This window comes from Lysobacter sp. Root494 (genome assembly GCF_001427225.1).
Taxonomy (GTDB): Bacteria; Pseudomonadota; Gammaproteobacteria; order Xanthomonadales; family Xanthomonadaceae; genus Agrilutibacter.
This window is the reverse complement of sequence record NZ_LMFH01000005.1, coordinates 149,479-169,165: the sequence shown is the minus strand read 5'-3', so window position 1 is coordinate 169,165 and position 19,687 is coordinate 149,479. Positions and strand designations below refer to the sequence as shown.

Annotated in this window: 28 protein-coding genes; 16 read left to right on the top strand and 12 right to left on the bottom strand. The window is 65.7% G+C overall.

Features of this window, described 5'->3' with window-relative positions; translation table 11 throughout:
* Window positions 1–3 precede the first annotated feature (3 nt).
* Window positions 4–528, bottom strand: a complete 525-nt coding sequence (locus tag ASD14_RS04090) for an alpha/beta family hydrolase (protein WP_056132065.1) — start codon at window positions 526–528, stop codon at window positions 4–6.
* Window positions 529–591: 63 nt separating this feature from the next.
* A complete protein-coding gene (locus ASD14_RS04085) occupies window positions 592–1,089 on the bottom strand; it encodes an MOSC domain-containing protein (RefSeq protein WP_056129400.1) in 498 nt (165 codons plus the stop codon).
* A 53-nt stretch (window positions 1,090–1,142) separates the two neighbouring features.
* On the opposite strand from ASD14_RS04085, the gene ASD14_RS04080 reads away from it, so the two are divergent.
* From ASD14_RS04080 to ASD14_RS04060, 5 genes are all read left to right on the top strand, one after another.
* Window positions 1,143–1,715, top strand: coding sequence for an N-acetylmuramoyl-L-alanine amidase (locus tag ASD14_RS04080; RefSeq protein WP_056129398.1), 573 nt, complete (start codon window positions 1,143–1,145; stop codon window positions 1,713–1,715).
* 62 nt (window positions 1,716–1,777) lie between these two features.
* Window positions 1,778–2,695: an acyl-CoA thioesterase II gene (locus ASD14_RS04075; RefSeq protein ID WP_056129396.1), complete on the top strand. Its 918-nt coding sequence runs from the start codon at window positions 1,778–1,780 to the stop codon at window positions 2,693–2,695.
* A 3-nt stretch (window positions 2,696–2,698) separates the two neighbouring features.
* On the top strand, window positions 2,699–3,544 hold the full coding sequence (locus ASD14_RS04070; protein ID WP_056129394.1) for a hypothetical protein: 846 nt from the start codon (window positions 2,699–2,701) through the stop codon (window positions 3,542–3,544).
* Between the two features lie 338 nt (window positions 3,545–3,882).
* Window positions 3,883–4,653: an arginyltransferase gene (locus ASD14_RS04065; RefSeq protein ID WP_056129392.1), complete on the top strand. Its 771-nt coding sequence runs from the start codon at window positions 3,883–3,885 to the stop codon at window positions 4,651–4,653.
* 68 nt (window positions 4,654–4,721) lie between these two features.
* Window positions 4,722–5,054 carry a hypothetical protein gene (locus tag ASD14_RS04060; RefSeq protein ID WP_056129379.1) on the top strand — a complete coding sequence of 111 codons (333 nt, stop codon included), beginning with the start codon at window positions 4,722–4,724 and terminating at the stop codon, window positions 5,052–5,054.
* Between the two features lie 143 nt (window positions 5,055–5,197).
* Here the strand turns inward: ASD14_RS04060 and ASD14_RS04055 are convergent, their stop codons facing one another.
* Together ASD14_RS04055 and purT are read right to left on the bottom strand one after the other, a co-directional pair.
* A complete protein-coding gene (locus tag ASD14_RS04055) occupies window positions 5,198–5,602 on the bottom strand; it encodes a hypothetical protein (RefSeq protein WP_056129376.1) in 405 nt (134 codons plus the stop codon).
* Between the two features lie 46 nt (window positions 5,603–5,648).
* Window positions 5,649–6,848, bottom strand: a complete 1,200-nt coding sequence (purT, locus tag ASD14_RS04050) for a formate-dependent phosphoribosylglycinamide formyltransferase (RefSeq protein WP_056129373.1) — start codon at window positions 6,846–6,848, stop codon at window positions 5,649–5,651.
* Window positions 6,849–6,932: 84 nt separating this feature from the next.
* Here purT and ASD14_RS04045 point away from each other — a divergent pair, with 84 nt between their 5' ends.
* Window positions 6,933–7,841: a hypothetical protein gene (locus ASD14_RS04045; RefSeq protein WP_056129370.1), complete on the top strand. Its 909-nt coding sequence runs from the start codon at window positions 6,933–6,935 to the stop codon at window positions 7,839–7,841.
* A 51-nt stretch (window positions 7,842–7,892) separates the two neighbouring features.
* On the opposite strand, the gene ASD14_RS15925 is transcribed toward ASD14_RS04045, so the two are convergent.
* The 3 genes from ASD14_RS15925 to ASD14_RS15920 all read right to left on the bottom strand — a co-directional run bounded on the left by ASD14_RS15925 (window position 7,893) and on the right by ASD14_RS15920 (window position 8,889).
* Window positions 7,893–8,153, bottom strand: a complete 261-nt coding sequence (locus ASD14_RS15925; RefSeq protein ID WP_157475063.1) for a hypothetical protein — start codon at window positions 8,151–8,153, stop codon at window positions 7,893–7,895.
* 64 nt (window positions 8,154–8,217) lie between these two features.
* A complete protein-coding gene (locus ASD14_RS04040) occupies window positions 8,218–8,598 on the bottom strand; it encodes a VOC family protein (RefSeq protein WP_056129368.1) in 381 nt (126 codons plus the stop codon).
* A 144-nt stretch (window positions 8,599–8,742) separates the two neighbouring features.
* A complete protein-coding gene (locus ASD14_RS15920; protein WP_157475061.1) occupies window positions 8,743–8,889 on the bottom strand; it encodes a hypothetical protein in 147 nt (48 codons plus the stop codon).
* Window positions 8,890–8,976: 87 nt separating this feature from the next.
* On the opposite strand from ASD14_RS15920, the gene ASD14_RS04035 reads away from it, so the two are divergent.
* The 5 genes from ASD14_RS04035 to ASD14_RS04015 all read left to right on the top strand — a co-directional run bounded on the left by ASD14_RS04035 (window position 8,977) and on the right by ASD14_RS04015 (window position 11,748).
* Window positions 8,977–9,840, top strand: a complete 864-nt coding sequence (locus tag ASD14_RS04035) for an SPFH domain-containing protein (protein ID WP_056129366.1) — start codon at window positions 8,977–8,979, stop codon at window positions 9,838–9,840.
* A gap of 103 nt (window positions 9,841–9,943) precedes the next feature.
* Window positions 9,944–10,129, top strand: coding sequence for a hypothetical protein (locus ASD14_RS04030; protein ID WP_056129365.1), 186 nt, complete (start codon window positions 9,944–9,946; stop codon window positions 10,127–10,129).
* 28 nt (window positions 10,130–10,157) lie between these two features.
* Window positions 10,158–10,682: a PH domain-containing protein gene (locus ASD14_RS04025; protein WP_056129363.1), complete on the top strand. Its 525-nt coding sequence runs from the start codon at window positions 10,158–10,160 to the stop codon at window positions 10,680–10,682.
* Between the two features lie 33 nt (window positions 10,683–10,715).
* Complete coding sequence (locus ASD14_RS04020; protein ID WP_056129360.1) at window positions 10,716–10,901, top strand: hypothetical protein; 186 nt, start codon at window positions 10,716–10,718, stop codon at window positions 10,899–10,901.
* A 46-nt stretch (window positions 10,902–10,947) separates the two neighbouring features.
* Window positions 10,948–11,748 carry a M15 family metallopeptidase gene (locus ASD14_RS04015; protein WP_056129357.1) on the top strand — a complete coding sequence of 267 codons (801 nt, stop codon included), beginning with the start codon at window positions 10,948–10,950 and terminating at the stop codon, window positions 11,746–11,748.
* A 156-nt stretch (window positions 11,749–11,904) separates the two neighbouring features.
* Here the strand turns inward: ASD14_RS04015 and ASD14_RS04010 are convergent, their stop codons facing one another.
* From ASD14_RS04010 to ASD14_RS03990, 5 genes are all read right to left on the bottom strand, one after another.
* A complete protein-coding gene (locus ASD14_RS04010; protein ID WP_056129355.1) occupies window positions 11,905–12,579 on the bottom strand; it encodes a DNA-3-methyladenine glycosylase in 675 nt (224 codons plus the stop codon).
* A 1-nt stretch (window position 12,580) separates the two neighbouring features.
* The gene (locus ASD14_RS04005; protein WP_056129352.1) at window positions 12,581–12,892 is read right to left on the bottom strand and encodes a hypothetical protein; all 312 of its coding nucleotides are present in this window, start codon (window positions 12,890–12,892) and stop codon (window positions 12,581–12,583) included.
* Window positions 12,893–13,066: 174 nt separating this feature from the next.
* Window positions 13,067–14,146, bottom strand: coding sequence for an SRPBCC family protein (locus ASD14_RS04000; protein ID WP_056129350.1), 1,080 nt, complete (start codon window positions 14,144–14,146; stop codon window positions 13,067–13,069).
* A gap of 364 nt (window positions 14,147–14,510) precedes the next feature.
* A complete protein-coding gene (locus tag ASD14_RS03995) occupies window positions 14,511–15,164 on the bottom strand; it encodes a response regulator transcription factor (protein ID WP_056129347.1) in 654 nt (217 codons plus the stop codon).
* The gene (locus tag ASD14_RS03990; protein WP_056129344.1) at window positions 15,161–16,366 is read right to left on the bottom strand and encodes a sensor histidine kinase; all 1,206 of its coding nucleotides are present in this window, start codon (window positions 16,364–16,366) and stop codon (window positions 15,161–15,163) included. The genes ASD14_RS03995 and ASD14_RS03990 overlap by 4 nt, the downstream gene beginning before the upstream one ends.
* 199 nt (window positions 16,367–16,565) lie before the next feature.
* Here ASD14_RS03990 and ASD14_RS03985 point away from each other — a divergent pair, with 199 nt between their 5' ends.
* The 5 genes from ASD14_RS03985 to ASD14_RS03965 all read left to right on the top strand — a co-directional run bounded on the left by ASD14_RS03985 (window position 16,566) and on the right by ASD14_RS03965 (window position 19,681).
* Entirely contained in the window at window positions 16,566–17,171 is a 606-nt protein-coding gene (locus ASD14_RS03985) for a GNAT family N-acetyltransferase (protein WP_056129340.1), read from the top strand.
* Window positions 17,168–17,950, top strand: a complete 783-nt coding sequence (gene minC / locus ASD14_RS03980) for a septum site-determining protein MinC (RefSeq protein WP_056129338.1) — start codon at window positions 17,168–17,170, stop codon at window positions 17,948–17,950. Before ASD14_RS03985 ends, minC begins: the two co-directional genes overlap by 4 nt.
* Before the next feature lie 154 nt (window positions 17,951–18,104).
* Window positions 18,105–18,914, top strand: coding sequence for a septum site-determining protein MinD (gene minD / locus ASD14_RS03975; RefSeq protein ID WP_056129335.1), 810 nt, complete (start codon window positions 18,105–18,107; stop codon window positions 18,912–18,914).
* A 2-nt stretch (window positions 18,915–18,916) separates the two neighbouring features.
* The gene (gene minE / locus ASD14_RS03970) at window positions 18,917–19,180 is read left to right on the top strand and encodes a cell division topological specificity factor MinE (protein WP_056129331.1); all 264 of its coding nucleotides are present in this window, start codon (window positions 18,917–18,919) and stop codon (window positions 19,178–19,180) included.
* 45 nt (window positions 19,181–19,225) lie between these two features.
* Window positions 19,226–19,681 carry a hypothetical protein gene (locus tag ASD14_RS03965; protein ID WP_056129328.1) on the top strand — a complete coding sequence of 152 codons (456 nt, stop codon included), beginning with the start codon at window positions 19,226–19,228 and terminating at the stop codon, window positions 19,679–19,681.
* Window positions 19,682–19,687 lie beyond the last annotated feature (6 nt).

The following is a 19,687-nucleotide window of genomic DNA, read 5'->3' as shown; positions in this document are numbered from 1 at the left end:
CTCCTACAACGATTCCAGGAGTTGGCCGAAGGCAGCGGCGCTGGCTTCGACATGCGATGAGAGGCGATGGCTGTCGTCGACCAGCAACAGGCGGGCGCGACGCTCGCGCGCCCATGCGACGACTTCCGCATGCGGGATCAGCTCGTCGTCCCAGCCGTGGACGATGCTGGTCGGCACGCGCGCGGCTTCGAGCGGATGCCCGGGATCGAGCGTGATCGGCGGCGCCATCAGGAACAATGCCTTCACCGGCACCCGCATCGATACCTTGCCGGCGATCCACGCACCGAGGCTCGACCCGGCAAGCACCAGCGGACCACGTGCTGCCGCTTCGCGTGCGATCGCCAGCAGGCGCTGCACGCGCGCGGGAACGTCGCCGAGTTCGCTGACTTCACGCTTCGCATCGAGGTCGCTGAAATCGGGCCGCTCGTGCGTCCAGCCCAGTTGCTGCGCGACGTCGGCCAATGCGGTGACCTTGGTGGCGTCGGGCCCGCTTTCGAAGCCGTGGCAAAGGATGCAGTGTCCAGGCATGTCGTTCCGTTGATGTGAAGCGAAGCACGCGCCATCGCGCATGCGGTTATAGGACGCGCGGGCTCAGGCGAGCGCGATGACGCTGTCGCCGATGCGGAGCACACCGCCTTCGACTATCCGCGCGCACAGGCCGCCGTGGCTGCGCATCGCGTTGAAGCCGCCGGGCCCGAGCGCCTTCTCCATGTTCGAACACGGATCGCATTCGCCCGTGCCTTCCAGCACCACGTCGCCGATGCGGAAGCGCCGCTCCTTCAATGCGATCAGCGGCAGGCCGGATACCACGACGTTCCGTCGCAGCAGCGCGGGCGCGACGCTCGCGTGGCCCGACAACGTCGCGATCACCGGGAGATGTTCGGCCTGGATCAGGGTTACGCCGCGCTTTCCGCTTCCGCCGCTGTAGCGGTCGCCGACCAGGCCCTTGCCGATAACGGCTTCGATCTGTTCGACGGCTTCCATCGACTGACCGCGCGCAGGGCGCAGGCCGATCCATTCGACGCGGCCCGGACGCGGCAGGGTCGCCATCAGCTTGCCCAGCTCGGAGTCGGCGGGTGGCAGGGTCATGGCGAACTCCGGTGCAACCAAAGCGAACGGGGACGAATGCTAGCATCCGGCGCATGTTGCCCGACCTTTCGCCCCTGCCGATCACCGTCGATCTCCTGCCTTACGAAGCCCGCCTGGACGAGCGTCCGCTGGCACAGATCGACCTCGTGGTGATCCATTGCACCGAGTTGCCCAACATGGCGATGGCGCGAGAATTCGGCGAGCGCGAGCTCTACGAATCGGGCACCGGCAACAGTGGCCACTACTACATCGATCGGGACGGCACGGTGTTCCAGTACGTGCCTTTGCAGCGCATCGCCCACCACGTACGCGGTTACAACCCGCGCGCGATCGGCATCGAGCTCGTGAATACCGGGCGCTACCCCGACTGGCTCGATTCGCGGAACCAGGCGATGGACGAGCCATATACGGAAGCGCAGGTCGCGTCGCTGATCGCGCTGTTGCGGAAACTGCACAACGAACTGCCTTCGCTGAAGCAGGTCGCGGGGCACGAGGATCTCGATGCCACCACGGCCGCCGCTTCCGACGACCCGCGGGTGCAGGTACGACGAAAACGCGATCCCGGGCCGCTGTTTCCGTGGCCACGCGTGCTGGAATCGGTACCGTTTCAGCGCCTGGTCCCGTAGGCGCGCCCGAGGGCGCTCCTACGGGCCGATATAATTCGAGCTTCTTCCTTTCGGGTTCTGCCATGACCTCCCCCGTTTCCGAGCTCATCGAACTGCTCTCGCTCGAACGCCTGGAGGACAACCTGTTCCGCGGCCAGAGCCGCGACATCGGCACGAAGTACGTGTTCGGTGGCCAGGTGCTGGGGCAGGCACTGTCCGCGGCGCAGGCGACGATGGATTCGGCGAGCGAGCCGCGCAATGCGCATTCGCTGCATGGTTACTTCCTGCGCGCGGGCAACATCGAGGCGCCGATCGTGTACGTCGTCGATCGCACGCGCGACGGCGGCAGTTTCTCCGTGCGCCGTGTAACCGCGATCCAGCATGGGCAGCCGATCCTGTTCCTGGCAGCCTCATTCCAGAAGGACGAGGACAGCGGGGAGCACCAGCTGTCGATGCCGGAAGTGCCCAAGCCCGAAGACATCGAAGCTGCGCCCGCCCTCGCTCCGGAAATCCTCGCCACGCTGCCGACCAAGGTGCAGCGCTGGGTCTCGCGGCAGGGGCCGTTCGAATTCCGCCACGTGTATCCGCGCGACGAACTCAATCCGCCCAAGCGTCCGCCCTACCAGCACGTGTGGTTCCGTCTTTCGGAAAAAGTCGGCGATGCACCCGAACTGCACCGCGCGCTGCTCGCGTATTCGTCCGACTTCCACCTGCTCGGCACGGCGACGTTCCCGCACGGCATCAGCTACTACCAGCCGGACGTGCAGATGGCTTCGCTCGACCACGCGATGTGGTTCCATCGTCCGTTCCGCGCCGACGACTGGCTGCTGTATTCGATCGACAGCCCGAGCGCGCAGTCCTCGCGTGGCCTTGCGCGCGGAATGATCTACGACCGCGACGGCCATCTCGTCGCGAGCACCGCACAGGAAGGCCTCATCCGCGTCGTTCACGCGGATGAGGAAAAGAATGCCCGCGCCGTCCAGACTGAAGAAAAGAAGTAGGCGATGCGCCAGGTATTCAGCAGTCTGCGTCTCGAAAACGTCGAATCCGTCGCCAAGCTGCTGCGCGATGCGGGGATCGAGGTGCGCATCACCAACGGCCGCTCGTACAAGGGCGCAATGCGCAGCCGCGCCAGCTACAGCGACCAGGACGCGCCCAAGCCGGGCGTGTGGGTCGTGCATTCGGAAGACCACATCCGCGCGCGCGACGTCCTGCGCGAAAACGGCCTGCTCGAATCCACCCGCCCGACCGACAGCTTCCAGCCGCTGAGCTTCCGCCAGGAAGAAGCGGTATACGAGAAGTCGCCGGCGCAGAAGCGCATGTTCCGCCTGAAGATGGCGCTGCTCGCCGGCATGGCGGTGATCGCTGTGCTGTCGATGGTGCGCGGCTGCTACGCGCCGAAGCAGGTGGCCGTGCCTGCGGCGCCCGTCGTGTCCGACAAGGCCGCGCGCGAAGGCGGAACGCCGGAGTCGCTCGCGCTGGCGGTGTTCGCGAAGGAAGTCGCCAGGGAACAGCTCGTGCTCTGCCTGTCGGTCGACGACGCCGATGCGTCGGGCGCGGTGATCGCGGCGATGAAGCAGCCTTCCAATGAAGTGGTGCCAATCTCGCAATGCGTGCGCGACTTCGATCCCGCACGTGGCAGCTACCAGGCAGCGACGGGCAAGCCAGCGTTGCTGGTGACGGTGCGTTCGTTCAAGGCCACCGGCAAGGATGCAGCCACGGTCGAGTTCGAGTCCTTCCACCATGGCCAGTACGCGCACTACAAGACGCTCGAAGTGAAGCGTATCGGCGGCGCATGGGAGGTAACGAAGGTGCTGAAGCACGTCGCATCGTTCGGCACGGGCGGCTGAGTTTTCGTCCTGTAGAGCCGAGCTTGCTCGGCTGCTTTCAACAGAGATATGCATGGATGACCGCAGCGGACGGGCTGGGCTTCTAGCTCGCATCCCTGCGAACGCAGGGATCCAGTGACTTGGCTTTTTTGCTTCTTTGCTTCTTTGCGCCCAGCGAAAGACACTGGATTCCTGCTTTCGCAGGAATGACGAGCAAAAATCGACGCCGGACGCATGCTGCCCCGAGCAAGCGCCGTTCCACGCGGCCTTCATTCCCCGCACGCGGAGTTCAGCACGCGTCACCAACAAGCTCGCGATGTGTACGCACCAACCACGCATCCCGGCGCTATGCTGCCGCCATGGGCACCGACCCCGGCCAGCACGCAGACGACTTCCGCCTGTTCCAGACCACCGAGCACGCCTGCGGGTACTGGCCGGAGCGCGCCGCGCGCGACCTCGTCTTCGATCCGCGCGATCCGCGCATGAAACAGTGGTATCCGCTGGCGCTGGGATGGGGCTTCCGTCGTTCCGGCGACATCGTCTACCGCCCGCATTGCGCGCATTGCCGCGCCTGCGTCGCGGTGCGCATTCCGGTCGATCGCTTCCATCCCGACCGCAGCCAGCGCCGCTGCCTCGCGCGCAACGCCGATGTGGAAATGCGGGTGCGCCCGGCCGAACGCACCGAGGAACAGCTAGCCCTCTACCGCCGCTATCTCGCCTCGCGCCATCCCGGTGGCGGCATGGACGGGCATGGCGCGACCGAGTTCGACCAGTTCCTGGTCGGCAGCTGGAGCGAAGGCCGCTTCATCGAACTGCGCGAACATGCGGATAACGGCAGCGGCCGGCTGCTGGCCGTGGCCGTCACCGACGTCGTCGACTCGGCGATTTCAGCCGTCTACACCTTCTACGACCCCGATCTCGCAGATCGCGGCCTCGGCACGCTCGCCATCCTCAGGCAGATCGAATGGGCGCGCAGCACCGGGCGCTCGCACGTGTACCTGGGTTACTGGATCGGCGGTCACCAGAAGATGGACTACAAGCGTCGCTTCCATCCGCTCGAGGGTTTCGACGGACGCGAATGGCGCGAACTCGATTTTGCGGCACGAGGCATCGCCATCCCGGTGCCATGATCCGGTAACACGCGCGACGTGAAGTACGCGGCATTGCCGTAGTCCGCGGCCTGACGCGAATCGCCTGCATGAAACCCGAACTTCCGTTCCTCGGCACCGCCCTGCTCTGCCTTGGCCTGGCTGCGTGTTCGCAGGCTGAAAGCCGTAACGCCACCACCGCCGCGGACAACGTCGTCGGCATCCTCCAGTGCGACGACTACCTGGCCAAGGTGAACACCTGCATCCACGAGCGGGTGCCCGCGGACCGGCGCGCGGCGCTCGCCGCCGAAGCGCACCAGATGTTCGCGACATGGAAGGAAGCAGCCGCGGATCCCGAGCATCGGGCGACCCTGCCGCAGGCCTGCGGCATCACGCTCGAAGTCGCGAAGGAAGACCTCGCGCGTTACGGGTGCACGTTCTAGGGCGAGCACCGCAACCTGGCTGGCCACGTTTGACTGGTGGCCTTGTTCATCATTCCCGCCGGCTTCCCACAGGTGCAGGCGGGTCATCCCCTACGTCCCTGAAATCCCGCCGCGCGGGAATGACAACAAAAATCAGGAAGTCCTCACGGCCGTGTCGGCGTCTGCGTCGGCGCTTCCTCCGGGGTGTCCGAAGAAGCAGGCACCGATTGCGGCGCGGCCTGCGCGGGCGCCGCGGTCGGCCCGACTGGCGGCAACGTCTGCGTCGCAGTGGTGGCGACGCGCGGACGGAAACCGAACTCCTCGTCGTCGTGCGCCGACACGATCATGCGCACCATCGAGCCCGGCACCATCAGTTCGACCTGCACCGTCCTGCCGTCCTGCGTCTGCCCCGCCAGCGTCATCTCGATCAGTGCGCCCGCCGTGTCGACCTCGCGGCACAGGATGTGGCGGTTGTCGCCTTCGCCCAGCAGGTACGGCTGGATCGGCGCGCCCAATGCTTCGAGCGCCTGCGGGTGGAAAAAGACGAAGTAGCCGTGCGCTTCATTCATGGTCCGTGCTCCGTTCGATTCTCTGTTCGCTGCTGGCGGCGATGCGTCAGCGCAGTTCGATGGTGAGGGCCGCGGCGGCATCGCGGGCATAGCAGCGCGCGTGTTCGATGTCGCCGGCGAGCGCCAGCGTCACCGCCACGCGACGGTGCCCTTCAACGCGCGGCTTGCCGAACAACCGCAACTGGGTATCGGGGTGCACCAGCGCCGCATCGACGCCGCCGAACACCGGCACGCCGTATCCCTGCGCGAGCACCGCGCAGGAAGCCGCCGCACCCTGCTGCCGGATCACCGGTATCGGCAATCCAAGGATCGCGCGCGCATGCAGCGCGAATTCGCTCAGGTCCTGCGAGACCAGCGTAACCAGCCCCGTGTCGTGCGGCCGTGGCGAGACTTCACTGAACCAGACTTCATCGCCCTGCACGAACAGTTCGACCCCGAACACGCCCCAGCCGCCCAGATCGTCGGTGATCGCCTTCGCGACCTGCTGCGCCCGCTCCAGCGCCTTCGCCGACATCGGCTGCGGTTGCCAGCTCTCGCGGTAGTCGCCATCGCGCTGCAGGTGCCCGATCGGATCGCAGAAGCTCGTGCCGTCGCGATGGCGCACGGTCAGCAGGGTGATCTCGTAATCGAAGTGGATGAAGCCTTCGACGATCACGCGGCCCGCGCCAGCGCGGCCGCCGGTCTGCGCGTAATCCCACGCCACATCGATGTCGGCTTCGCTGCGTACCAGCGACTGGCCCTTGCCCGATGAAGACATCACCGGTTTCACCACGCATGGCAGGCCGATCGCCTTCACCGCCTCGCGGTAGTCATCCAGCGTGTCGACGAAGCGGTACTTTGATGTCGGCAGGCCCAGTGTTTCCGCGGCGAGACGGCGGATGCCTTCGCGGTCCATCGTCAGGCGCGCGGCGCGCGCAGTGGGAATCACGCGCGAATCGGTCCCACGTTCGGAGAACTCCTGTTCGAGTTCCACCAGTGTCTGCGTATGGATCGCTTCGATCTCCGGCACGATCAGGTGCGGCTTCTCTCGTTCGACCAGCGCGCGTATCGCGGCAGCATCGAGCATGTCGAGCACGTGGCTGCGATGCGCGACCTGCATCGCCGGCGCATCGGCATAGCGATCGGCAGCGATGACTTCAACGCCGTAACGCTGCAGTTCGATCGCGACTTCCTTGCCGAGTTCGCCCGATCCGAGCAGGAGCACGCGGAAGGCATGCGGTGACAGCGGCGTACCGAGCTGGGTCATGGGGGGCTGGAGGCGTGAGGGGCCGATAGTTTAACGGTCGAACCCGGCATGGCCGGATCGGCGGCCGCATGCGATCCTCTTTCCATGCCGCGCTACCGCCTGCTCACGCTGCTGCTCGTCTCCGCACTGTTCGCGTCGGGCTGTTCGCGCGATGCGCCTGCGGAGCCGGAACGTGAAGGCTCGCTGTCCGGTGTGATGCTGGACTCGCAGCTCGCGGAGATCAGCGGCCTCGCCGCTTCGCGGGCCCATCGCGGTGTGCTGTGGCTGCACGATGACGGCGGCAATCCGGCGCGCCTGTTCGCGATCAATACCAATGGCGACCGTCTCGCCACGCTGCGCATCGAAGGCGTGACCAAGACCGACTGGGAAGACATGGCGGCTTTCCGCCTCGACGGCCGCAACTACCTGCTGGTCGCCGATACGGGCGACAACGGCGGCTTGCGCAGGACGCTGCAGCTGCACGCGATCGAGGAACCGAAGAAGCTGGAGAACGCGCGCGTCAAACCCGCGTGGTCGATCGCCTTCCGCTGGCCCGACGGTGCGCGCGATTGCGAAGCCGTCGCCGTCGACGAACGCAGCAGGCAGATCCTGCTGATCTCGAAGAAGCGCCGGCCACCGGAAGTCTTCATGCTCCCGCTCGGCCCGCACAGCGGCGTGCTCATCGCACAACGCATCGGCACCCTCACCGGCATGCCCGAACCCAGTGCACAGGATCTGCGCGCCAACGAAAAACAGGCGCGCATCCTCAAGCAGGTCACCGCCGCCGACATCTCGCCCGACGACCGGACGCTCGCGGTGATGACCTACCGCGACCTGTTGCTCTACCGGCGCCGCGACAGCGGCTCATGGGCGCAGGCGATCGCCGCGAAACCGAAGCTCTCGGCACTGCCATGGTTGCCGCAAGCCGAAGCCCTGGGCTGGTCCGCCGACGGCAAGGCGCTTTACGCGACCGGCGAATTCATTCCGGCGCCGTTATATCGCGTGGAGCCGTAGCAGCTGCATCGCGCCGCTGCGTCGCGGCGACTCCACAGATCATCGAGACCTCTATTGCGCTTCTCTGCGTCGTCTCGTGAAACGCCACGCGAGCCACGTTATCAGCACCAGGACTGCAGGACAGACCCAGCCAAAAGCGCCGGCGATGGCCACGGATTCATGGGCGACAAAAGCCCATGCCACATTCATCGCCCAACCGGCTGCGACAGCAATGATTGACGCAACCACGCCGCTCAAGCGGGAGCGCGACCTTAGTAACCAGAACAGCACGACCGGCAGCGCGAGCGCCGTTATCAACAGAATGTTCGCCACGCACTTTCCCCTGGGTCCCGAGCTTGATGATGCCTAGCCGCGAAATGGCTTCGGCTTGGATGAATCACGCTTCGGCAGGCGGTTCCCACAATTCGACCTTGTTGCCTTCCGGGTCGATCACCCAACCGAACTTGCCCTGCTCGGATTCTTCCGTCCGTTCCACGACGTTGCAGCCTTCGCTTCTGAGCGCAGCGAGCAGCGCATGCAGGTCGGCGACGCGGAAGTTGATCATGAAGCTGGCGGTGCCTGGTTCCAGGTACGTCGTGTCGCTCTTGAACGGGCTCCAGATCGTCATGCCCTTCTCGCTGCCCGCCCCGCCCCACTCGAAAATCGCGCCGCCCCACTCGGTCACGTCCAGTCCGAGGTGATCGCGGTACCAGGCGCCAAGCGCCTGCGGATCTTTTGCCTTGAAGAAAATGCCGCCAATTCCCGTTACACGCTTCATGTGCTTCCCTGATTGATACGAAGGCTTCGGCTCGCGCCTGTCGTTGCAGATTGCACCGCGGTTCCGACAAAGAAAACCCCGCGCGCGCGGGACTTCCTTTACTGCTGCATCGGAAGTTTGTAATCGCGGCGGCGCGTTACGCGTTCACTGGTTTGGGGTCGGTGCGGCGGCTCCTGCTTCGAAGCGCTTGGCCAGTTCGCGGTTGACCTCGTCGAGGCCTTCGCCGCCGGCGGCCTGGATCCAGCCGGCTGGTTTCCGGATCCAGTCATTCCCCTTCAGAGGTCCCTCCAAGCCGCCCGCCGACCCGCCGTCCGTCGGCTACCGCTTGATCTGATATCAAATTGATATCAGTCTTCAAGCCCTCAACGGAGACGACCCATGAAAGAGAACCCGACCCAATCCCTCCCCGGCATCCCGGTCCTGCTCGTCCTGATCGTCGCGCTGCTGCTCGGGGCTTGGCTGGGGCTGAACGGCGTGCGCACGGCCGCGCCCGTTTCGGTCATTGCCGGCGTGCTGGTCATCGCGCTGGGCATCTTCGCCCTGGTCGGCCTGTACATGGTCGAGCCCAACCAGGCCGCGGTGCTGAGCCTGTTCGGCAAGTACGTGGGCACGGTCAAGGACAACGGGCTGCGCTGGAACAATCCCTTCTTCACCAAGCGCAAGGTCAGCCAGCGCGTGCGCAACTTCGAGAGCGGCAAGCTCAAGGTCAACGAACTGGACGGTTCGCCGATCGAGATCGCCGCGGTGATCGTGTGGCAGGTCGTCGACAGCGCAGAAGCGGTCTACAACGTGGACGACTACGAGAGCTTCGTGCACATCCAGTCCGAGTCGGCGCTGCGCACGATGGCGACCAGCTATCCGTACGACCAGCACGAGGAAGGCCAGGTGTCGCTGCGCAGCCACGCAGCGGAAATCAGCCAACACCTGCAGGACGCACTGGCCGAGCGCCTGGCGAACGCAGGCGTGCAGGTGCTCGACGCACGCATCAGCCATCTCGCCTACGCCCCGGAAATCGCGCAGGCGATGCTGCAGCGGCAGCAGGCGAACGCGATCATCGCGGCGCGCACGCGGATCGTCGCGGGCGCGGTCGGGATGGTCGAGATGGCACTGGCCGAGCTGCAGAAGAACGGCGTCGTTCACCTGGACGAAGAACGCAAGGCGCAGATGGTGAGCAACCTGCTCGTCGTGCTGTGCGGCGAGCGCGCGACGCAGCCGGTCGTCAACGCCGGCACGCTGTACTGAGGCGCGCGCGATGAACATCACCACGAGTGCCGCCGTTTTCGTCGTCATCCTGGTCATCGCCATCGCGGCGCGGCGCCGCCGGCAGCGGCGCAGGGACTGACGCGTGGCGGAGAAGAAGGCCTATCCGCTGCGCATCAGCGCCGACGTGCTGAACGCCGCGCAGCGCTGGGCCGACGACGAGTTGCGCAGCCTCAATGCGCAGATCGAGTACGTGTTGCGCGATGCGTTGCGCAAGGCGGGACGGTTGCCGAAATCGCCGCGGGAAGCACCAGAGGAGCACGACGAGTGACGTCCGGCGCCAGACAGGAAGACATGCAATGATCCGCGAATTCGCCGTCCCTGCTCCCGATGCACGCAAGATGTGGCTGCTGCTCGGACCGGTCCTGCTGGCTGCGGTCGTCGGCATCGGGATCGCAGCGCGCGAGCAGCCGCGTGCCATGTTCCTGTTCCCGCTGCTGCTGTTGCCGGCGCTGCTGCTGGTGGCGAAGTTCCGTCGCAGCCGCGTACTCCTGCGCGACGGCGAACTGGTCGTGCAGGCCGGGCTCAACTCCCATCGTGTCCCGCTGGATGCGCTGGACCTGGAGCATGCGCGCATCGTGGACCTCGCCGAACGCACCGAACTGCGGCCGATGCTCAAGACGTTCGGCACGTCGCTGCCGGGTTATCGCAGCGGCCACTTCCGCCTGCGCGACCTGAGCCGCGCTTTCGTGCTGCTGACGGGTGCGCGCCGGGTGCTGGTGCTTCCCGAACGCTCCGGGCGCCGGTTGCTGCTGGGTGTCGAGAAGCCGCAGGCGTTGCTGGATGCGTTGCTCGCGCAGCGGCGGCAGCTCCCGTCCGTGTAAGCGCGCTTGGTCCCTTTCGAAGCGGAGGACACCATGAAACCGTTCACGACGTTCGCCACCCTCCTGTTGTCCGCGATCTCGATCCTGCAACTGCTGCGCACCGTGATGGCCTGGCCGGTCACGGTGAACGGGTGGGAGGTGCCGGTCTGGACCAGCGGGATCGCCTGCGTTGTCGCCGGTGTCACGGCCGCGATGCTGTGGCGCGAATCCCGTCGCTGATCGCACCACGCGTGACCCGAGCAGCGCGCAAAGCTACCCTTCGCGCATGCGCCCCACTTCGCACCTGCTGCTGAATACGCCCGACATCGAGATCTGGCCGGGAGGCCTGCTGCGCGCGCGCAGCAATCACGACGCGCGCGCACTGTCGCGCGCACGCCATGTGTTGCGACGCAAGCGCGATGGCCAGTACCTCGCGGCGGAACTGCCTGAAGGGCTGCTGGCGATGGTGCCTCGGCTGCGGCACGAAGCGGGCGTCGAACTTGCGTTCGCGATGCTCGACCATCTCTCCGAACACCGGCGTGCGGGCGTCGATGCGATCGGTGAACTGCCGCTCGACCGCCTGCAGGACCGGCTCGCGGCACTCGGTCTGGACGACAGTTATGGCGAACGCACCGGACTGTCGCTGGTGCCCGAGCCCGCCGTGCTGACCTTCGCCGGCTTCGATCGTTTCCGGCGTGCGCTGTGGCTGGTATCGCCGGCCGCGCGGGCGTGGCGTTCGATGCAGACGGCGGCGTTGCGCGACGGCGTCGTGCTCGAAGCGATTTCCGGGTATCGCAGCCACGACTACCAGTTGGGCATTTTCGAGCGGAAGCTGGCGCGTGGACTCAGTGTCGAACACATCCTCACGGTCAACGCCGCACCGGGTTACAGCGAGCATCACTCCGGCTGCGCCCTCGACATTGGCACGCTGGACGAGCCTCCGGCGGAGGAATCGTTCGAGAATACCGCGGCATTTGCATGGCTGCGCGGGAACGCAGGCGGATACGGCTTCGTGATGAGTTATCCGCGCGACAATCCGCATGGGATCGTCCATGAACCGTGGCATTGGGCATGGCACCACGCCTAGCCGTGCCAGCATTGGCCGCGCCATGGCCGGCTTGCGCACCGGACACGGCGGACAGGCTGTAGCGTTCGCTGCGCACGCCGCAGGCATCGAACAGACTTCGCACGCATCACACAGGGAGATCGCGGCCCCTTCGTGCCGACAACACGCGGGGAAGCGCTACTCCTGCGACCGCTTCGTGGGCTCCTTCGCCTTCACGCCCGCATCGGCGATGCGCCACAGATACAGGCTCGCGTAAGTGCGGTACGGCCCCCAGCGCTCGCCGCGTTCCAGCAGCTCCCTGGGCTTGAGCATTTCTTCGCCCTTGTCGACCACCTGCGCGCCCTTGCGCACGCCCAGGTCGTCCACCGGCAATACGTCGGCGCGACCGAGCCGGAACATCAGCATCATCTCCACCGTCCACCGGCCGATGCCGCGGATGTGGGTGAGCGCGTCGATGATGGCGTCGTTGTCCATCGTGCTCATGCGGCGCAGGTCGGGGATCTCGCCGCGCTCCTCGCGCATCGCAAGATCCCGCAACGCGAGCGTCTTGTTGCCCGACACGCCGCAGGCACGCAGTCCGGCGTCGTCGATCTTCGCCAGGGTGTCGCAATGGAAACGGTTGCTGCTGATCGCGGCTTCCACGCGTCCCACGATCGTCGACGCCGCCTTGCCGCTGAGCTGCTGGTAGAGGATCGCGCGGGCAAGCGCGTCGACGGGATCGAAAGCCTTGCGCCAGCGCGGATCGGGGTCGATCGGGCCGAGCTTCTTCATCCAGGTGCCGAGCTTGCGGTCGCGCCGGGAAAGATGGTCGAAGGCGTCGGTGGTGTCGAAACCGCGGCGGTGTCGGGGCATGTCAGCGCCTCAGGGTGGCGGCGGCATGGAGCAGCCAGGAGAGGATCAGCACGCTGCCGCCGATCGCAGCGAACCGGACGGGCACCTCGAAGACGAAGCGCAGCGTGAGGCTGCCCAAGAACAGCACGGCGCCCAGCAGCAGGCCGCACAGCGCGATGAAATGGAATCGCCCGTTTGCCCGTGGCGCCAGCGCCGCGAGCGCGACGCCGTGGCCGAAGCCAAGCACAGCCGCGATGTACAGGAAATTCCGCGCTTCGCCGTGGGCGGCGTGCGTGGCATAGGCCGACAACGCGACGGCGGCGGCGGCGAGCACTGAACCAGCTGCGCCAAGCCATCGCGCAGTCGCGGGTATTTCGATTGGGGGTCTGGACATGCACGCACGATAAGGCGCGCCGCGCATGCTTTGTAGTGCCCGGTGCGGGCGGTGCGCAAAAAGCAGAACGCCGCGCGGTGCGCGGCGTTCTGCCTGAAGCAAATGGCGGTCGGATTACTTGATCGACCAGACCACGTCGTACTCGCCTTCCTGGCCCGCAGCAAAGCCCGCGTCGATGCCGTTCTTCCAGGACTCGTACGCACGGTCGGTCGTCTCGTAACCGCGGGTCATCGCCCAGGCACGCAGCGCGTCGCGCACGTTCTGCAGGTTCGACATGTGGCCCTTGAAGGGGACCATCGCGATCTTGCTCGGCGGGTTGTAAAGCAGTTCGACGTTGTTGCTGAGGTTGAGACCCTTCAGCTCGGCCGTCGCATCCGTGCCAGCCTTGCGGACCGGCTGCGCCACGTCGAACGAGTAGATCTGGCTGCCGTATTCGTTGGTGATGATGCGCACCGGGCCTGCGGCTTCGAGGCCATTGGCGGCCATGTTCTTCTTGATCCACTCGATGTTGGTCTTCATCTGGGTCTGGATCGTGATCTGGTTCAGCGGAACGGCGGCGTTCAGCACGAGCAGGTTCTCGCCCGGGCGATCGACGACGCGCGGCGCCATGGACGGATCGTCCTTGCCCAGCACGGTGTAGTCGATGTTCGGGATCGTGGCGAGCAGGTTGCTGAGGCTGGCGAGGCCGAGCTTCATCTTCTCGCCGATGTTGCTGGCGACATACAGGCCCGAATAGCGACCCAGCAGGTTCAGGCCGTAGTCGACGTCATAGCTCTGGGTGATCTGGATGTTGCGGCCGGCCTTGCCTGTCGGGGTGAAGGTGAACTCGGAGCGCTTGTTGCGGCCACGGTCGATGTCTTCGATCGCATAGGCGACGCGCTTGTTCGGCTCGCTCTCGGAGATGGTCCAGCTGCCCGCGCCCAGCGCCTTTTCTTCCGACGACCAGCTCACCTTGGCACCCGCGCCCGAATCCGGGCCCGAAAGGTTGATCCGGATGTTGGGATCGCCTGCAACGGAAGGATTCCAATCCTTGAAGTGACGCACGCTGTTCAACGTATCGAAGACGATCGTTACTTTGCGGTTGGTCTCAACCGAGTGTTCCAGGTGGCGGCTCGACGGCAGGATGAAGCCGACGATGGTGAACAGCAGGGCGACGATCGCCAGGGAAATCAGGATCTCGAGCAGACGGGTCATTCAGGTTCTCCAGGGCCCGGTCTCGGCAATCGGCCGGGGCGCAAGTCGGCAATCGTAACCCAGCCGGTGGCTGCCCCGCAGCACCGCGCCGCCACAAACTTGGGCGGCAACACAGTTTCAGCGCGCCGCAGCGCGGGGGGAAACAGGCATGCGAGCCTTGCCTTCATGACTCCATGCTCGCTGCCTTCCGGGGGCAGGACCGCGCCGCCAAAAAAATTCAGGCGGCGACGCAGTCCAATGCCCGCGCAAAACGCGCCGGCCTGTCGACTCCGGCAGCCGCCTTACCGGGCCGGTTCCCTTTCGAACGCAAGGTCTGACAACTCCAGGCGCGCCCCTCGCGCTGCGGCGGGCCGGCCCTCGGCTATCAGACCAGCTGCAGTTCGAAAGCCTTGAGCACCGCGCGCGTCCGATCGCGCACGCCCAGTTTCGACAGGATGTTGGACACGTGGTTCTTGATCGTGCCTTCGGCAACGCCGAGGGAATTGGCGATTTCCTTGTTCGAGAAACCGCCCGCCATCAGCCGCAGGATTTCAGTCTCGCGCTCGGTCAACGGATCAGGACGATCGAGGCTGACGAAATCGTTGCGCATGTGCTCCAGCCCCGACAACAGGCGCTGGGTCATCGCCGGCTGCACCAGCGAGCCCCCGTTGGCCACTGTCTGGATCGCGCCGACCAGTTGCTCCAGCGATACGTCCTTGAGCAGGTAGCCCTTGGCGCCGGCCTTCAGGCCCGCGAGCACGAGCTGGTCGTCGTCGAAGGTGGTGAGGATGATGGTCGGTGGCAGCGAATTGGTGCGGGCGAGCGCCTGCAGTGCTTCCAGCCCGGACATCACCGGCATGCGCATGTCCATCAGGACGACATCCGGCTGGATCTGCGGAATCACGTCCACCGCCTGCTTGCCGTCGCTGGCTTCGGCCACCACTTCGATGCCGTCGGCCAGGGCCAGCAGGGAACGCACGCCCTGGCGCACCAGGGTCTGGTCGTCCACCAGCAGCACACGGATGCTTTTTTCGGTCATGCAATCGCTCCTTCGCTTGCGGCCAGGGTGGCCGAGGCCGGCAGCGTGAGCCGCAGGCGGAATCCCGCTTCAGGATGAGGTCGGGGTTGGGTTTCTATACGCAGGTCGCCGCCGTACTGGGCCAGGCGCTCGCGCATGCCACGCAGGCCATTGCCGGCGACGAGCAGGTCGGCGCCGCGGCCGTCGTCACGCGCGTCCACGACGATGTTGCGCCCTTCGCGGCCCACGCTGATCCACAGGTTGTGCGCATTCGCGTGGCGAACGGCATTGGTGATGATTTCCTGCGTGCAGCGCAACAGGACGTGGGCGCGTTCGGGATCGTCGATGGTCAACGGCGCCTCGATGTCCATGTGGATGTCGATGGCGGGCACGTTCTCGGACAACGGCTGCAGTGCAGCGGCCAGGTCGATCGCACCGCCCTCGCGGAGCTGGCTGACGGCTTCGCGCACGTCGGTCAGCAGCAGCTTGGCCAGGGTATGGGCCTGCTGGACGTGCTCGCGCGCGCGGCCATCAGGGGTGAGGTGCCCCGCCACCTCGAGGTTGAGGCTGAGCGCGGTGAGGTGGTGGCCGAGCAGGTCATGCAGTTCGCGCGAGATACGGGTGCGCTCGTTCACGCGCACGCTCTCGCCCAGCAGGGCGCGGGTGGCACGCAATTCGGCGTTGAGGCGGCGCTGCTCTTCGCGGGCTTCGGCCTGTTGCCGGGCGACCAGTGCGGTGACGAAGACGAAGCTGGAAAAACCCATGTAGCCCAGTGCCTGCACCACGGCCAGCAGCGGGGTGAAGTCCAGTCCCACGAACAACGGAATCGTCGCCAGATTGCTGCCGATCAACCAGGGCACGGCGACCCGCAGCGAGAGCAACCAGGGCAGCAGCCCGGCCAGGACCATCAGCAGGATGCTGCCCAGGCCCGTGCCGGAAAAATACGTGACGCCGATGGCGCAGGCGGTCAGTACCAGGAGGAGCGCGTGATCGGCGAACGCCGGACGCCGCTGCCCGAGCGAACGGGTGATCCACCAATAGACGATGCCGAACGCGAGATACACCACCGACCAGCGCAGGATTCGCCATGTCAGGGTTTCGCCGGGCTCCGGAGGCAGGAACGCAGGATCGAGCCAGACGTTCAGCAACCACAGCCCGACCGCGCCCCAGGTGAAAAGACCGGCGTAGCGCAGCAGTTGCGAGTGGTTGAGTCGGGAAAGCATGAATCCATGCTAACCACTACCTGCTGTAGCCGAGCCGTCCGAAAGTCATGCCAACGCGTCTTTTGACGGCCTGATCGGTGTCGTTCGCGCACCAAGGACGAGATGAATCCATGCTCGCCCCACCCTGCCGCCCATGCGATAATCGCCCGGCCAACGGCACTGGGCCGCTGCTGGCCCGAAACCATGGAGTTACGACGAAATGTCGATCGTTGTCCGCGACGTGCGTGAGCACGAGCTGGATTCCGTCCTCGCTCTCAACAACGCCGCCGGGCCTGCCATCCTGCCGCTGGACGCGACGCGACTGCGCTACTTCTTTGAACACGCCGAGTATTTCCGTGTCGCCGAACGCGACGGAACGCTGGCGGGTTTCCTGATCGGCATGGGCTCGGGCGCGGAACACGACAGCAGCAACTTCTGCTGGTTCCGCGAGCGCTATCCGGAATTCTTCTACATCGACCGGATCGTCGTGGCGAGCCGCCGTCGCGGTGGTGGCGTCGGCCGCGCGTTCTATGCCGACGCGCAGAGTTATGCGGAACTTCGCTACCCGCACATGGCGTGCGAAGTGTTCCTCGACGGCACCAACGATCCGGTGCTGCTTTTCCATGGCAGCTTCGGTTTCCGCGAGGTCGGCCAGCACGTCATGTCCGAAACCGGCGTGCGCGCCGCGATGCTGATGAAGCCGCTGTGCAGCTATCCGTGGGTGTACGAAACCTATGGTGGTGCATTGCCGGAGGTTTCCTGGCTGCTGCGACCGCGCACGGCACTCGCCCACGTCGCGCCGCGCGCGACCGGGACCTGCCCATGAGCGTGGCGGTCGACTACGAACTGGCCGGCGATCTCAAGATCGGCCAGGTCGGCATAGCCAATCTCCGCATCCGCAGCCTCGACGTCGCGCGTCTCGTCGAAGAAATGCGCGGCCGCGTGCAGCGCGCGCCCAAGCTCTTCGCGCGCGCCGCGATCGTTATCGATTTCGGCGGGTTGACGCAGACGCCCGATGTCGCGACCGCGCGACAGCTCATCGAAGGCCTGCGCGACGCCGGCGTGCTGCCGGTCGCGCTCGCCTACGGCACCAGCGAGATCGAGCGCCTGTCCGAGCAACTCGGCCTGCCGCTGCTCGCGAAATTCCGTGCCTCGTACGAGCGCGATGGCGAAGCGGAGCCGGCACTGGCTGCGCCTGCGCCGCGTGCAAAGGCACAGCCGGCAAAAACCGAAGCCGCCCCGGCATCCGCGACACCTGCCCTCGCCGCGCCCACGATGCCCGGCCTGATCCACTCCACGCCCGTGCGCTCCGGCCAGCAGGTCTACGCCGCCAACCGCGACCTCAGCGTGCTCACCACCATCGGCGCGGGCGCGGAAGTGATGGCGGACGGCTCGATCCACATCTACGGCCCGCTGCGCGGCCGCGCGCTCGCCGGCGCGCAAGGCTGGGAGCAGGCGCGCATCTTCTGCCGCGAATTCCACGCCGAACTGGTCGCGATCGCCGGCCGCTACAAGGTGCTCGAAGACATTCCAAAGGAATTGCGCGGCAAGGCCGTGCAGATCTGGCTCGAAGGCGAGGAACTGAAGATCGCCGCGCTCGAGTGATTTCACCCACGATGCTTCCTGGCGCGCAGCAGGCGCCTTTTTTGCTGTAAATAGTGCTTTGAACAAATCACGGGCCATATGCCCGGCATTAAAAGAAGAACGGCGGCTCCTCGACTAAGTGATCCGCCGTCGCACAGGACTTGGGAGAAAAAACTTGGCAGAAATCATCGTAGTCACCTCGGGCAAGGGCGGCGTGGGCAAGACCACGACCAGCGCCAGCGTCGCCTGCGGACTCGCCCGTCGCGGCCACAAGGTCGCCGTCATCGACTTCGACGTCGGCCTGCGCAACCTCGACCTGATCATGGGCTGCGAGCGTCGCGTGGTGTACGACTTCGTCAACGTCATCAGCGGCGAGGCGTCGCTCAAGCAGGCGCTGATCAAGGACAAGCGTTTTGACAACCTCCACGTGCTCGCCGCGTCGCAGACGCGCGACAAGGACGCCTTGACCAAGGAAGGCGTGGAAAAGGTGCTGAACGACCTGTCGAACGAGGGCTTCGACTACGTCGTGTGCGACTCGCCGGCCGGCATCGAGAAGGGTGCGTTCCTCGCCATGTATTTCGCCGACCAGGCGGTCGTGGTGGTGAACCCGGAAGTGTCCTCGGTGCGCGACTCCGATCGCATCCTCGGCCTGCTCGCTTCCAAGACCCGCCGCGCCGAGAACGGCGAGCGCGTGAAGGAGTTCCTGCTGCTCACCCGCTACAGCCCCAAGCGCGTGGAAACCGGCGAGATGCTGAGTGTTGGCGACGTCGAGGAAATCCTCGGCCTCAAGACGATCGGCGTCATTCCCGAATCCGGCGACGTGCTCAATGCCTCGAACAAGGGCGAGCCCGTCATCCTCGAAACCGAATCCGACGCTGCGCAAGCGTACGACGATGCGGTTGCACGACTGCTGGGCGAGGACCGCCCCATGCGTTTCACGCAGGTCGAGAAGAAGGGCTTCTTCAGCAAGATCTTTGGAGCCTGACCATGGGTTTGTTCGATTTCCTGACCGTCAAGAAGCCCACCGCCTCGATCGCCAAGGATCGCCTCCGCATCATCGTCGCGCACGAACGCAGCGGCCGCGGTACCAGCCCCGACTACCTGCCGATGCTGCAGCGCGAATTGCTGGAAGTGATCCGTAAGTACGTCAAGGTCGAAGATGAAGCCGTCAAGGTCGACCTGATCGGCGAAGGCGACAACAAGGTGCTCGACATCTCCGTCGCGCTGCCGGAAAACCCCGCCCAAGCCTGATGTTTTCTCCCCTGCGCATTCGCGCAGGGGAGTTCGCCGCTTCCCGTGATCACCCTCGCCGACATCAATCCGGCCGACGTCGCGGCCCTGCTCGCGCGACACGAGCTCCAGTTGCAGATCGTTCCGGACGGCGAAGCCATTCCCGGCAGTTACTGGGGCGAACGCGAAGCGGGCCTGATCGGCAGCACCGTCTACGCGCGTTCCGACACACCGGTGCATTCGCTGCTGCACGAAGCCGCGCACCTGATCGTGCTTCCACCCGAACGTCGTGCGCAGGTCCACACCGACGCCACCGATTCGGTCGAGGAAGAAGATGCCGTGTGCGTGTTGCAGGCGCTGCTCGGCGATGAGATTCCTGGCGTCGGCCGCGACCGCATCCTCGCGGACATGGATGAGTGGGGCTACACATTCCGCCTCGGCTCGGCACGCGCCTATTTCGAACACGATGCCGACGCCGCGTGGCAATGGCTGATTGTCCGCGGGCTTGCGCATAGGCCATAAGGCTGC